The following is a 15188-nucleotide window of genomic DNA, read 5'->3' as shown; positions in this document are numbered from 1 at the left end:
AGCGGAGTGAATATGATGAATTGAGATACACATCATGCCGCCTGTTTCAGTTCCAAACCGGTCGGCATCATGGTGCTACAAAGCCTGATTTGAGCCAAGATAGCACCAAAAGTCGCACCAGACGCCAGTGACTGTTACTGAACGTAGGAGAATGCTACAGGCACAAAAAAGCCCCATTTTAAGGGGCTTTCAGGTCATCCATAATCGTTACTGGATGTTGAAGTGGTACCAGAGGCCGGACTTGAAATATAGATCTATGTATTTGAAAAATAAACATAAAAACTTTTATTGTTGCAGGTTGTACCGTCAAAAATACGGTCAAGCTTCATATATATCCACAAAGAATATATTACTATGACTAAATCATGCTGCTGTGCATGAATACCCTTGTGATTGAGACGGTCCATCCAGAGTCTGTTGCTTCAAATCGAGAGCTGCTCTGCACTTAAAATAAAAGGCAGAAATGTCTGAGAAACCGTAGAAACTTGGTTCGTGGTTCTTAAAATAGTTGGCATCTAATTTGTTTCAGTGTCTAATGCTCTGCTGATTTTTTTGAGGCCAGCAGTAACAGGAGTGTACGTAGCAGTGGACACCATTTTGATCGTTGATGACCATCCGTTGTTTGTTGACGGTTTGCAGCTGATGTTGTCTGACCTCTGGGAGGGTGTAGAGATCTTGAGTGCCCACAGTGTCAAGGAAGCAAAGGCCATTCTGGAGCAGAATGCCGCTATCGATTTGATTTTTCTGGATCTGAATATGCCTGGCGAATGTGGTCGAGCGATGCTCAACCTACATGCAGAGATGATGATTACTGCGCCGGTGATTGTGGTATCTGAGTATAGTACTCCGGAAAATGTTCATCAGGTGCTGGAGTTGGGGGCGTCGGCATTCCTGTCCAAAAACTTGGCAAAAACGCAGATGGCAGAGTGCTTGCGCGCGATCCAATGCGGGCAGATTTATCTGCCTCCATCGGTAGAATTGGCGCTGCAGCAGTATCGAAACTCAGTGTTGTTGGAGTATCGAGCCATTGAGTCAGTACTCAGTGCACGGCAGAAGGAGATCCTGGTGTTGCTGGCTAATGGGTACTCCAATGCCGATATTGGTGACAGCTTACGTATATCTGAGAGCACCGTTAAATCGCACGTTTCAAAAATTATGAATTTGTTTGATGTCGATAATCGCACAGCCTGTGTTGCTGAGGCTGTGCGATTGGGTTTTCTGAAATAATTGAAAGCTTCTTATCAGCGAGTTATGCGAGCTAATACATTGGCAAGCAGGTGGCTTTTAACCGGCTTGTTAAGAAAGAATAGCTTGTGTTGCCGCGCTCGCTGGGTAATTTCGGGAGCAGTATCGCCGGAGATGATCAGCGCAGGAATCGGCTTGCCCAGTATCGACCGAATTGCATCGATAACCTCAATGCCATTTTCGCCTTTTAATCGATAATCACAAATTAACACATCCGGATCGATTTCCTCGTTTTGCAGTACAGCGAGTGCCTTTGCTTTAGAGGTAAAGCCCCAAACACTGCAGTTCCAGTCGTTTAGCAGTAGGCTCATGGCATCGAGAATGGGCTGATCATCATCAATCATAAGGATTTTTAGTCCTTCAATGGAGGGGCTCTCCATGCCATCCTTTTCGACCGTTACCATTGCGAGATCTCCTTCAGCAACAGTCAGTTGGAATCTGGAGCCTCGTCCAGGTGTCGATTCTACCGATAGTTCGCAACCCAGTAGAGTGCATAGCCGTTTGACTACGGCCAGGCCCAGCCCTATTCCCTTGCTTCGGTCTCGGGCGTCATTGTTCAGTTGCAGGTATTCATCGAAAATTCGCTGCTGATCTTGTGAGGGAATACCAATGCCGGTATCGGTTACTGTTATACGCAAGTTTTCTTGGCCGGATGCGGTAATGTTGATATTACCTTCCTCGGTAAACTTAATAGCATTACTGACTAAGTTATGGAGCACGCGCTCCAGTAATATCAGGTCTGTGTATACGACCTGCTCACTGTGATCAAACACCAGCGATAGCTGCTTGTTGTGAGCAATGGGGGTAAAAATCGTCTCAATAGATTCGAATACTTGGCTGAGTCGGTAATGGCCGAGCTGCGGCTTGATCGCCCCTGAGTCCAGCTGCGAGAGATCAAGCAGTGAATTAAACAGTCCGCTTAAGGCATTTTTTGAGGCCATTAACTTATCTATAACTGGATCAGAAGGGGTGCGATTGCTGTTGTTCTTTAAGTTTTCCAGCAAAATGCCCATGGCGTGAAGGGGTTGACGCAAGTCGTGACTGGCGGAGGCCAGAAACTGGGACTTAGCGAGATTGGACCGTTCGGCTTCCTCTTTAGCATCGGTTAATTCGGAGACCAGCTGCTGATTGATCAACCCCAAGCTGATGGACTCATCAATGCGTTTTCTCATATCCCGGCTCATGCTGGTTAGTGCCAGTGCATATATTGCGGTCAATGCCGCCAGTTCAAACAATTCCTCATAGATACAGTTGGCGACAATCATCCCTAGAATTGAATAGGCGTACGCCTGCCAGATATGTGGGCGAGCAGAAAATGTGGGTGCTGCACCGGCAGGCATGCCAGCGATAGCAATAAAGAGGAGGGCAAACAATTCAATGTCTTTTGTGGCATCAAAAAGCCAGATCGCACTGCCTAGTATCAAGCCCGAAATCAACACTGAAAGCTGAATGGCAAGCTCACGATAGCGGTGCACGCGATCAGCATTTACTCTGTGATCAATCAAGCGCAACACGGCCACTCTTACTCCCCAGTTGATCAGCCACGTACAGCACCATGCCACAGCCATAAAGGCTGGCACATGAGTAGATACCAACCAAGCTAGGAATAACAGATAGGGGGCGATCATATAGCTGGATCGCTGGGTTTGGCGAGCCAATATGTCGATCAGCTGCCGGTACTTTTCAGCCTCCATTGGTGGTGTCAGTACATTCTTGGGTGGAACCATCAGGCCTTTCCTGTTAACTGGCGACTGGACTCTACCACAATCGTAAGTGCTTTAGCCGACGCTTGATGGTACTTAAGTATGACACCGTTTTGCATCGACGATGGTAGATTCGCGCCAGAATTGGTGATCCCTAATCAGGGGTGATGCTACCTAACGGGAGGCGGTATTTTGGGTCAAGCTGTATCTGGTGAGTCTGCTACTGGGGCTCGAGAGTCCAGTGCTCAGATGGTAAAGAATAATGAAGAATCTACTGCGAGCAGTATCGAGTACTCTGTGTCAGGTGGCTTGTCTGCGCTTCTTTCCCGATTAGGTGTTTCTTTCGCTTTTACTTCCTATCAGTCCAATATCCTCTACATGGTTGGTCGCAATGCGAGTGCTGGAATCAATATCCATCAGTCTGTGATGTCCAACCCGATGGGTTTGTGCCTGGAGGAGGGGGGCGGCCTTACCCTTTCTGCGGGTTACGAAATCATGCGATTCCAAAATGTATTGGATTCCGATCAGCGTGTTAACAACACCTTCGACGCCTGTTATGTGCCCAGAGTAGTGAATATTACTGGCCGGTTGGATGCCCACGATGTGGGAGTAAATAGTGACGGTCAGGCGGTATTTATCAACACCCGTTATAACTGTATTGCAACCACATCAAATCGCCACAGCTTCGAAGAGTTATGGCGCCCGCCCTTTATCTCTGCACTGGTGGATGAAGATCGCTGCCACCTCAATGGCCTAGCCATGGAAAATGGCTCTCCACGTTATGTAACAGCTGTATCGGCATCCGACACCATTGATGGCTGGCGTGACCGTCGTTCTGATGGCGGCATTGTGCTGGATGTGCAAAGCAATGAAGTTATTTGTCGTGGTCTCTCTATGCCGCACTCTCCAAGGTTACACAACGGCGAACTTTGGTTGCTTAACTCCGGTACCGGCGAATTGGGTGTCGTTAAACGCGGCTCTGAAGAAGAGGGCGTCTTTGAGCCTAGGGCGTTCTGCCCAGGATTTTTGAGGGGGTTGGCGTTTCATGGCAACTACGCCTTTGTTGGTTTATCCAAGCCGCGCTACAAGCGTTTTGAAGGGCTGCAATTGGATGAAAAATTACAGGCTGCTGACTCCGAACCCTGGTGTGGGATTCAGATTATTGACCTTACCACCGGCTCCTGTGTGGATTGGCTGCGCATCGACGGTGAGCTGAGTGAGCTCTATGACCTGGAGGTGATACCAGGTGTATCTACACCGATGGCAGTGCCCCCAAATACCCCGGAAGCTGCTTCTCTGATTACTTTGGCAAATAGTTAATAGGCTATTTGCCTTCACATTTGATAGTGAAAAATAACAACACTATGGACCTGGAATAAATTTATGAACAGTCAATACAGCCAATCGCACCCTTGGAAAGCCAGCCGACGTTTTAATAAATTGGCGCTTAACTCTGCAATTGTTGCAGCCCTCTTTGGTGGTGGTTATGGCCGTGTCGCCTATGCCGGCAGCACCAGTGGTAGCTCGCCCAATTTCACTGCGTCTGGCCCCGCCAATTCAACAACGGATGTGACTCAGACTCTGTCGGGAACAGACTTGACGGTTACTACTCTCGATGGCTTTGGTATTGATACCTCTGCCACCGGCGGCTCGTCGGCTTTTGTGCTCAATAGCACTGGCAGCCTAACTTTCTTTGATGAGTTTCTCTCTACCATTCGCGGTGCGGCCAATGGTATTGATGCCACTAATAACGGTTCTGGTGCGTTGACTATCACCACGACGGGGCAGGTCTCAGGTCTGAATGGAATCGCTATCAGTGCTCTGGGCAATGCCTCAAGTAGCGATTTAATTCTTAATGTCAATTCCGTGATAGGTGGCACCGTAGGTATTGATGCCTCTCACCGAGGTACTGGTCAATTAACGATTACCGCCACTGGTGAACTGGTGGGTTTAAATGGCGGTGGTATCGACGCTTCATTGTCCAACGGCACTGATTTGTTGATCGATGTCGCCAATGTTACTGGCGCCGAAGCGGGAATCAATGCAACTCACTCGGGAACCGGGCAGCTAAATATCAGCGCCGGCAATGTCGAGGGCGATTTGAATGCCGGTATTTTTGCCAGCCTGCAGCCTTCTGGCGCGGGCCAGGGTACCGACCTAATTATTAGTGCCAATGATGTCACCTCAAATTCGGGCCACGGGATTCACGCGGAACATTACGGCGGCGGTGAATTGAATATTACAACCACAGGCTCAGTGGTCGGGAGGCGAAGTGGTATTCTTGTTGACAATTATGGTGGCGGCGCGCTCTCGATCAATGCGGTAGATGTACGGGGGGTGCAGAGCACAGGTATAAGTATAAACGGATCATATTCCACTGGGGGTATCAATGTGACGTCAACGGGCCATGTGCACGGCCGGTTAGATGGCGTTGGTATAGCGGATGGCGGACAAGGTGATTTCACCGTTAACGTGGTCGATGCGACCGGTGATCTTCGCTCTGGAATTAGGCTCTATGGCGATGGTGCCACGGGCAATATCAGTGTCACCAGCACTGGGGAGGTTCGCGGGGGGCGGACAGGTATTGAGATTGAGCGCGAAGCTGGATCGGGCGATATTTCTGTGACGGCGAACAATGTATATGGCCTAAGTGAAGCCATCGATGTTAAAACTTATGACAGTTCGGGTGACATCGAGATCACAACCACTGGATCAGTAGCCGGCACACGTGGTGGTATTAGTGTTTATCGATATAACGGTTCCGGTGATGTGACGATCAACGCTCATGACGCTACCGCTGTAGTCGATGGATCGGGTATTGACCTTTTTACTTATACTGGTGGCGCTGAACTGAGCGGTGATGCTTCTATCACCGTGACCGGCACGGCCTCTGGTGTGCTGTTCGGTGTTAATGCGGAGCACAATCGCACCGGTGATTTGTCTATTCATGTTAACGACGCTACTGCCACTCAAGTTGATGGTATCACCGCTACAAACCGCGGAGCTGACCTGTCAATTACCGCCACCGGAACCGTGACAGGCGGTTCTTTAGGGCGCGCCATTTATGCTGAACAATTGGGCACAGGTAATTTAGTGATCTCGGCTAATAACCTGGTAGCTACACCGGGAGGCGGCACTGATGCAAATGATGGTATTTACGCTCGCAACGAGAATGGTGTAGATACCCGCATCACCGTGACCGGCCGTGTGGAATCTGACGGTGATGGCATTAATGCTGATCACAGAGGCAGTGGCGATCTGGTGATCGTTGCCAACGAGTTGATTGCTAATCCGACCACAGACTTAATTCGTTACAAAGGCGTTGACGCTCACAACACCGGTGGTGGTGACACGCATATCACGGTCACGGGGCTGATTCATGCCGGCGGCGAAGGTGTTGGTGTCGATCATAACAACGTTAGCGGAAACTTGACGCTTGAAGTCAATGATATTATCGCTGGCCCCGGTACCGGTGGTGACCGCAATGATGGCATCGATGCGGTTGTTCGTGGTGGTAATTCCACCATCAAGGTAAACGGGCATATTCAGGCCGGTGATGATGGCATTGACGCCGGCCATTTTGGTAGCGGTGAATTGGCGATTACGGTAAATCGTATTACCGCCGATGCTCATGCGATAAATACATATTTTAGTAATCAAAGCACTGATATGTCGGTTACCTCTACCGGGGCTTTAACTGCCGGTGCGAACGGCCTGAATATTTCCCACAGAGGCAGTGGCACGCTGAATATCGACGTGGCGGATATTACCGCCGACAGTGACAACAGCGGTGATGGTGATGCGATTGCCATAACCACCTCATCTTCCGTTTCAGATATAACCATCAATGCCTCTGGTCGACTGTCTGGTCAATCCGGTGTGCAGCTTACCAATGCGGGTACCGGTGCAACATCGGTGACTGTGAATCACGTCGACGCAGCAAGCGGTGATGCGGTGCGTTTAGTTAATGATGCCAGTGCGAGCATTATGGCGGTGACCGCTACGGGCCTGTTATCTGCTGCTGAAGATGGTTTGGATCTTTCCCACAGCGGCAGTGGTGCGCTGAATGTCAATGTGGTGGATATTACCGCCGACAGTGACAACAGCGGTGACGGTGATGCGATTGCCATTACCACCACATCCACTGTTTCCGACATAACCATTAGTGCCTCTGGCCGGCTGTCTGGTCAATCCGGTGTGCAGCTTACCAATGCGGGTACCGGTGCAACATCGGTGACTGTGAATCACGTCGACGCAGCAAGCGGTGATGCGGTGCGTTTAGTTAATGATGCCACTGCGAGCATTATGGCGGTGACCGCTACGGGCCTGTTAACTGCTGCTGAAGATGGTTTGGATCTTTCCCAGAGCGGCAGTGGTGCCCTGAATGTCAACGTGGTGGATATTGTCGCCGACAGTGACAACAGCGGTGACGGTGATGCGATTGCCATTACCACCACATCGACTGTTTCCGACATAACCATCAATGCCTCTGGCCGGCTGTCTGGTCAATCTGGTGTGCAGCTTACCAATGCGGGCACCGGTGCAACTTCCGTGACTGTGAATCACGTCGACGCAGCAAGCGGTGATGCGGTGCATTTAGTGAATGATGCCACTGCGAGCATTATGGCAGTGACGGTGAATGGTGCGATCACCGCCGGTGATGACGGCTTGGACCTGCGCAATAGCGGCACCGGACCCACCATCATTACCGTGGCAGCGGGCGCGGATGTGCGCGGCACCAATTTGGCCATTCGCACTAACGGCGACAATATCGCCAGCGCTGATACGCTCAATGTGGCTGGTACTATTAACGGCAGTGTGGATCTTGGCGGCGGTAATGATCAGCTGAATGTGCAATCTACTGGTGCGATTTTGGGTGATGTTCAACTGGGTGAGGGCGTCAATACTGTTGAGATAGCAGGCGATGTGACCGGCAATTTAACAGCTGGTGCTGGTGCCGATGCTGTCACGTTGTCAGGCGGTCAATTCACTGGAAATATCAATCTTGGAGCGGGTGATAACCGTGTGGAGATTCAATCAGCCGCACTGACTCAAGGCGATATCACGCTGGGGGCTGGCAGCGATACGGTTCTGTTTTCCGGCCAGGCAACAGGCGATGTTGTACTTGATGCGGGTAATGATCGATTCAGTGTGCAGTCTACCGGTTCAGTGACGGGTGATGTCCAACTGGGTGAAGGCGTCAATGTCGTTGATGTGGCTGGCGATATTGCTGGCAATTTAACCGCTGGTGCTGGTGCAGATGTAATCACGTTGTCAGGCGGTCAGTTCACCGGAAATATCAACCTTGGAGCGGGTGATAACCGAGTAGAGATTCAGTCAGCCGCACTGACTCAAGGTGATATCACGCTGGGGTCCGGTAGCGATACTGTGGTGTTTTCTGGTCAGACCGTAGGAGATGTTTTACTTGATGCGGGTGATGACCGATTCAGTGTGCAGTCTACCGGTTCAGTCACGGGTAATATTCAACTGGGAGAGGGTGTCAATACTGTTGATATGGCTGGAGATATTTCAGGCGACTTAACAGCTGGTAGTAGCGCCGATGTGGTCACGTTGTCAGGCGGCCAATTCATCGGAAATATCAACCTTGGAGCTGGTGATAACCGTGTAGAAGTTCAATCAGCTGCACTGATTCAAGGCGATATCACGCTGGGGGCTGGCAGTGATACGGTACTGTTCGCAGGTCAGACAACCGGCGGCGTTGTGCTCGGTGACGGAGATGATCAATTTGACCTGATTGCCGGCACTTTCATGGGAGATATTGAGCTAGGGACTGGTGATGATACTGTGAATATCACCGGTGGATCTCTTAACGGGCAGATTACTGGGGTTGGTCAGGGTGTTGTAACCATCGATGTGGGTGCGAGTAACGATTTCGTTTCCTACGGTGTGGTTAATGTTGAGGACTACATTATTCGTAGCGGTAAAGTGTTCCAGAGAGGCAACTTCAGTACTGCCAGTACCACAACGGTTGTTGAGAACGGCGCTACGTTGTCATTTGACAGTGCAATTAATGGCTCCGGCGCGTTGGTTTCCAACGGTAATTTGGAATTTGTTGTTAACAACGCCAATGCTGGTCAGTTGACTCAGGCTGGGACTGTTACCTTAAACAGCGGCAGTACTATTACCGTAGTCACGGATGACCTGGCCCAACTGCTACAGTCACAGGAGCTTATTAGTGCATCCAGCATTATTGATAATGGCGTAACACTACTAGCAGATGATAATTTCCTGTTTGATCTGTCGTTATCCAATACGGGGGGAAGCTTATCGGTTGTCTCGGAAGTGGTCGACTTGGGTTCGCTCTCTGATGACAGCAATATATCCCAATTCGGTAATGCACTTGCTTCCCTTGTAGCTCGTGGCAATACCAATGGTGCGGTCGACTTTTTGGGTAATTTAACACCTGGAGATGTCAATAGTTTTGAACAATTGCTCAGTGAATTGAGCCCGTCCGTTAGTGGTGCTGTTGTTCATGCGGGTATGCAAATGAATGACGCCTCCATGGCTTTGATTGGTCGTCGAGTGGCTGATGTCTTTGAGCATGAAAGTGGCCAAATCAATGGTTTGTGGGTGGAGGCATTTACCGATAATACTCAACAGCAAGCTATCAATGGTGTTGAAGGGTTTGATGCGCACTCTCGCGGTGGCGTATTGGGCTATGACCTCAGAATTGATGACTGGAAAGTTGGTTTAGCTTTTGGTCGTGGCTACAGCGATGTTGACAATGATCGTTTGTCTGGCGAGCGGATCGAGACTGAAAGCGATCAGCTGGCAGTTTATGCTGGTTATCAAAAACATCGCTGGCACGCTAGTGCCAGCCTTAGCTACTCGGATGTTGAGTACAACCTGACTCGTCAAGAGACCTTTTTAGGTAACGGTGTGATTACAGGTGATACTAACGGAGATTTACTGGCTGTGAGTATTGGAGGGGGCTACCGTTACGAACTGGGTGGGCTGACGTTAACTCCTGTGGCTCAAGTGCACTATCAAGCACTTAACGTTGATAGCTACACCGAACAAGGCGGCCTGAATTTGCAGTTAGATTATGCCGACACCGCTATGTTGACCAGTGAAATAGGTTTAATGGGGGCAGCGCCATTCAAAATTGATGGCTGGGATGTTGCAGCTACTGGTCACCTGCTCTGGAGTCACGAATACCTGAGTGAAGCAGAGAGAGTTGATGTGGTGCTAGCCTCAGGCGAACGCTTCTACCAGCAGGGTTTTTCCCGGGATAAAAATCTGCTGGATACCCGTGTTGGCGTTGAAGCGAACAATGGTAAAGGCTTAACACTAGGCATCAACCTGCATGGGCGTATTGGTAGTCATATTGATACTTACGGTGCTGCTGCCAAAGTTGAGTACCGCTTTTAACTGATCCTCGTTTGATGCCTCCGGTCGCTTTGGGTATTACCAAAGTGATTGGAGGCGTTGATATCTATCAGGCAGAGTACCCACACCATCAGCCATCTTGTAGCTGATGGTGTGGGGCTTGGCTTCCTTGATCTGAATGCTGACCAGAGGCGTGTGACGGTATCTGTTTCAAAACGAATCACTATACCGTTGAAAACACCGACAAATACTTTGGATGCCGAAGGAAATCTGTGAACAAAAAAAGACCTCAAATCCTTTAATTTCGGGGCTTGAGGCCTTTTCTCGGATGTCCTTGGATGTTGCTGGACGTTTAAGTGGTACCAGAGGCCGGACTTGAACCGGCACGCCCGTGAAGGCAACGGATTTTGAATCCGTCGTGTCTACCAATTTCACCACTCTGGCACAGGCGGGGGATTATAGCAGCGGCACTTGTGTCGTCAATGGAAAAAATTGCCACTTTCCGCTACCCTTGCGGCCCTTTTTACAACCTGCCGGTACCATGCGCCGAAATCAGTTTCACTACCACTTGCCGGATGAGCTAATTGCCCGTCAGCCCGCTGCCGAAAGACGCGGTAGCCGCCTGTTGTGCCTGGATGGTGTTAGCGGAGAATTGGCCCACCGGCAGTTCCCGGATATTGTGAATCAGCTAAACCCCGGTGACTTGCTGGTGTTTAACAACACCAAAGTGATTCCGGCACGATTGTTTGGCAATAAAGAGAGTGGTGGCAAGGTAGAGGTACTGGTGGAGCGTCTGCTGGACGACCGCCGTTTGCTGGCCCATGTGCGCGCCAGCAAATCTCCAAAGCCAGGTACCCGGTTGTTGTTTGATGGTGATGCCAGCGCTCAGATGTTGGGCCGCCAGGGTGAGCTGTTTGAATTGGAGTTCACTGGTGACAGTAGCGCCCTTGAGGTGCTCGAAAGTATTGGCCATATGCCACTGCCGCCCTATATCGACCGTGACGATACCCATGATGATCGCGAGCGCTACCAGACTGTGTATGCGCAAACCCCCGGTGCGGTTGCGGCACCCACGGCGGGGCTGCACTTTGATGATGAATTACTGCAGCAGCTCAAAGCCAAAGGGGTTGAGCTGGCGTTTGTGACCCTGCATGTAGGAGCGGGCACCTTCCAGCCGGTGCGGGCGGATAATATTGCCGACCATCATATGCACGCGGAAGTCGTCGAGGTGACGGCGCAGGTGTGCCAGCAAGTGCGCGATACCAAGGCTCGAGGTGGCAGAGTGATTGCGGTGGGCACCACCAGTGTGCGCTGCCTGGAGTCAGCTGCGGCCAGCGGTGCCATTGAGCCCTACAGTGGCGATACCGATATTTTTATCTATCCAGGCTATGAGTACCGGGTAGTAGACGCACTGCTGACCAATTTCCACCTACCGGAATCCACGTTGATTATGCTGGTCAGCGCGTTTGCCGGGTATCGCCATACCATGAATGCCTATCAACAGGCGGTGGCACAACAATACCGGTTTTTTAGTTATGGGGATGCGATGTTGATTACCCGTAACCCGGATGCGCCAAAAGAAGATATATAGAGTAGCGCTGGATGCAGCGCAGCGGAACCCGGGAGAACGGTGGCTACAAATGCGGCCCCGGGTTTCGCTGAGCTGCACCCGGGCTAAGGGATAATTGGAGAAAGATTTTGACCCGCCAATGCTTTATGAAATTTGAGCTGGATACCAGCGACGGCCAGGCCCGCCGAGGCCGTATGCAGTTCCCCCGTGGCACGGTAGAGACCCCGGCTTTTATGCCCGTAGGCACCTATGGCACCGTTAAAGGCATGCTGCCCCGGGACATCGAGGCCACTGGCGCGCAAATTGTGCTGGGCAATACCTTTCACTTGATGTTGCGCCCCGGTACCGAAGTGGTGCAGCAGCACGGCGACCTCCACGACTTTATGCAATGGCAGAAGCCAATTCTGACGGATTCCGGCGGTTTTCAGGTGTTTAGCCTGGGTAAGCTGCGCAAGATCACTGAGGAGGGGGTGACCTTTCAGTCCCCGGTCAACGGCGACAAAATTTTTCTCGACCCGGAAAAGTCCATTCAGGTACAGCGGGAACTGGGCTCAGATATCGTGATGATCTTTGACGAGTGCACTCCGTACCCAGCGACGGAAAAGGAGGCCCGCGATTCCATGGAACTGTCATTGCGCTGGGCACAGCGCAGTAAACAAGCCCATGGTGACAGCCCGTCGGCCTTGTTTGGCATTATTCAGGGTGGTATGTACAACGACTTGCGCCAGCAGTCACTGGATGGCCTGACCAAAATCGACTTCGACGGTTACGCCATCGGCGGCCTGTCAGTGGGCGAGCCCAAAGACGAGATGCTAAAGGTGCTGGACGGTCTTACGGCCCATATGCCGGAACACAAACCCCGTTACTTGATGGGGGTGGGCAAACCCCAGGACATTGTCGAAGCGGTGCGCCGGGGTGTGGATATGTTCGATTGTGTAATGCCCACCCGCAATGCTCGCAATGGCCACTACTTTACCAGCCAGGGTGTGTTGAAAATTCGCAACGCCAAAAACAAAACCGATACCGGCCCTATCGACCCCAACTGCGATTGCTATACCTGCCAAAATTTCAGTCGCAGCTATATGCACCATTTGGACAAGTGCGGGGAAATTTTGGGGCCGCAATTGGCCACTATCCATAACATTCACTACTACCAAACCCTGATGCAGGGGTTAAGGGATGCTATTGCTGCCGGTGAATTAGAGGCATTTGTGGATGATTTTTACGCTACCACCGGCTATTTGCGCTCGGAAGATCAAGCCAACACTTGAAAAGCCACCAATAGACCGCACCTTGCACTATAATTCGGCGCTTTGTCGTTACTAGGCTAGGCCGTCATTGCGAGCGAAGCGAAGCAATCTCCTGGCCAGTGATCCAGTTTTCACGAGATTGCCGCGTCGCTGCGCTCCTCGCAATGACGGTAGGTTTTTAAACAGGAAAAATAATGAACCGCTACCCACTCTGGAAATACCTGCTGATCCTGCTGATTGCCGGGCTCGGTATTCTCTACTCCCTGCCCAACCTCTACCCGCCAGACCCGGCGGTACAGATTTCTGGCCAGCGCAGCAATATGACTATGGACCAGTCCATTCTCGATCGCGCCGAAGCGGCCCTGAGTGATGCGGGTATTGCCATGGTTGGTGGCGAGGTCAATGAGCGCAATGTGCTGTTGCGCCTGGAACGGGACGACGAACAGCTGGCGGCCAGGGACGTGATTAAAAATGCTCTGGGTGATGAATATATCGCCGCTCTTAACAAGGCCTCCAACACCCCGGAATGGCTGGCGGGGCTGGGTGGCGAGCCCATGAAGCTGGGCCTGGACCTGAGCGGCGGTATTCACTTTTTGCTGCAGGTGGACACCAGTGACCGTCTGCAACAGGAAGTGGAAACCCAGATATCCAACTTGAAAGAAAAAATGCGCGAGGAGCAGATTCGCGGCGTGCGCATTACCGTGGAAGATCCACAGAATATTGTCGCTCTCAGTCGCGATGAAGAATCCCGCAGCAAGCTTAAACAATTGGTGCGTTCCAGCGAGTTTCGCGCTTTGTCTTTTCCGGAAAGCAAGGTGGAGTCTGAGCAGGACGGCCTTTATGAACTGCGCCTGCAGGCCAGCGACAGCTGGGTCAAAGAGCGGGTAGACAGCTGGGTAAAGCAAAACCTGCAATCTCTGCGTAAGCGGGTTAATGAGCTGGGGGTTTCTGAGCCCATTGTTCAGCAACAGGGTAGAGACCGCATTATGGTGCAGCTGCCCGGGATTCAGGATACCGCCGAAGCACAGCGCATTATCAATAAAACTGCCACGCTGGAATTTCGCCTGGAAGCTCGCAATGGCGGCCAGACCTTCCCCTTTAAAAGCGAACCAGGCCGCAGTGCCACCCTGGAACGCAAGGCTATTACCACCGGTGAGGCGGTGATTGATGCGTCTTCCGGGCTGGATCAGAACGGCGGCCCTATGGTCAGCATTCGCCTCAACACGGAGGGTGGTAACCAAATGGGTAGCACCACTTTGAAAAATGTTGGTCACCCTATGGCGATTTTGTTCGTGGAACAAAACTCCAAAATTGTTAAAGGCCGGGATGCAGACGGCAACGAAATCGATGTCATCCAAACCACCGAAACCAAGGAAATTATCAGTCTGGCGACTATTCAAGGGGTGTTTGGCGCCAGTTTCCAGATAACCGGGCTGGACAGTGTTCAGGAAGCCCGGGAGCTGGCTTTGTTACTGCGCGCCGGTGCACTGGCAGCGCCTATGGTAATTGTAGAGAGTCGCACCATTGGCCCATCTCTGGGGCAGGAAAATATCGAACTGGGTGTCACCTCGGTGCAGCTGGGCATGGTCATGGTGCTGTTGTTTATGCTGGTGTACTACAAGGCATTTGGCATTGTTGCCAACGTTGCCCTGGCCATGAACCTGGTGATTCTGGTGGCGACCATGTCACTGTTTGGTGCCATCCTTACCTTGCCGGGTATTGCCGGTATTGTGTTGACCGTGGGTATGGCAGTAGATGCCAACGTGCTGATTTTCTCGCGCATTAAAGAAGAACTGAAAAACGGCCTGTCGCCGCAACAGGCGATCTCCGCCGGCTATGACCGCGCCTTTGTGTCTATCTTTGATGCCAATATCACCACCTTGATTGTGGCGTTGATCCTGTTCCTGATTGGCTCCGGCCCGGTGAAAGGTTTTGCGGTCACACTTTCCATCGGTATTGTCACCTCCATGTTCACCTCCATTATGGGCACCCGTGCCCTGGTGAACGCGACTATTGGCGGCAAAAAACTGCAGAAGCTGTGGATATAGGAGGCGGCCATGAGTAAGCAAA

The 15188-nt window shown here is 51.3% G+C and carries 7 protein-coding genes and 1 tRNA gene; 6 read left to right on the top strand and 2 right to left on the bottom strand.

The window, feature by feature from the left end; genetic code table 11:
* Nucleotides 1-585 precede the first annotated feature (585 nt).
* A complete protein-coding gene (locus tag QSV34_RS01415; RefSeq protein WP_289151338.1) occupies nt 586-1227 on the top strand; it encodes a response regulator in 642 nt (213 codons plus the stop codon).
* Between the two features lie 14 nt (nt 1228-1241).
* Here the strand turns inward: QSV34_RS01415 and QSV34_RS01410 are convergent, their stop codons facing one another.
* The gene (locus tag QSV34_RS01410; RefSeq protein ID WP_289151336.1) at nt 1242-2972 is read right to left on the bottom strand and encodes an ATP-binding response regulator; all 1731 of its coding nucleotides are present in this window, start codon (nt 2970-2972) and stop codon (nt 1242-1244) included.
* 225 nt (nt 2973-3197) lie between these two features.
* Here QSV34_RS01410 and QSV34_RS01405 point away from each other — a divergent pair, with 225 nt between their 5' ends.
* A complete protein-coding gene (locus QSV34_RS01405) occupies nt 3198-4268 on the top strand; it encodes a TIGR03032 family protein (protein ID WP_289151334.1) in 1071 nt (356 codons plus the stop codon).
* Between the two features lie 63 nt (nt 4269-4331).
* Nucleotides 4332-10340: an autotransporter domain-containing protein gene (locus QSV34_RS01400; protein ID WP_289151332.1), complete on the top strand. Its 6009-nt coding sequence runs from the start codon at nt 4332-4334 to the stop codon at nt 10338-10340.
* A gap of 315 nt (nt 10341-10655) precedes the next feature.
* Here QSV34_RS01400 and QSV34_RS01395 read toward each other — a convergent pair.
* Nucleotides 10656-10742: transfer RNA gene (locus QSV34_RS01395), tRNA-Leu, on the bottom strand.
* 97 nt (nt 10743-10839) lie between these two features.
* Between QSV34_RS01395 and queA the strand changes: the two genes are divergently transcribed.
* The 3 genes from queA (at nt 10840) to secD (ending at nt 15166) form a co-directional block, all read left to right on the top strand.
* A complete protein-coding gene (gene queA / locus QSV34_RS01390; RefSeq protein ID WP_289151460.1) occupies nt 10840-11889 on the top strand; it encodes a tRNA preQ1(34) S-adenosylmethionine ribosyltransferase-isomerase QueA in 1050 nt (349 codons plus the stop codon).
* Nucleotides 11890-12014: 125 nt separating this feature from the next.
* Nucleotides 12015-13139, top strand: coding sequence for a tRNA guanosine(34) transglycosylase Tgt (tgt, locus tag QSV34_RS01385; protein ID WP_502928978.1), 1125 nt, complete (start codon nt 12015-12017; stop codon nt 13137-13139).
* Nucleotides 13140-13312: 173 nt separating this feature from the next.
* Nucleotides 13313-15166 carry a protein translocase subunit SecD gene (gene secD / locus QSV34_RS01380; RefSeq protein WP_289151329.1) on the top strand — a complete coding sequence of 618 codons (1854 nt, stop codon included), beginning with the start codon at nt 13313-13315 and terminating at the stop codon, nt 15164-15166.
* Nucleotides 15167-15188: the final 22 nt, after the last annotated feature.

Origin of the sequence: Porticoccus sp. W117 (assembly GCF_030341905.1) — a bacterium.
Classification (GTDB): Bacteria; Pseudomonadota; Gammaproteobacteria; order Pseudomonadales; family Porticoccaceae; genus SCSIO-12696.
Note: the sequence above shows the minus strand (reverse complement) of the source record. Positions and strands in the feature narration are given on the sequence as shown.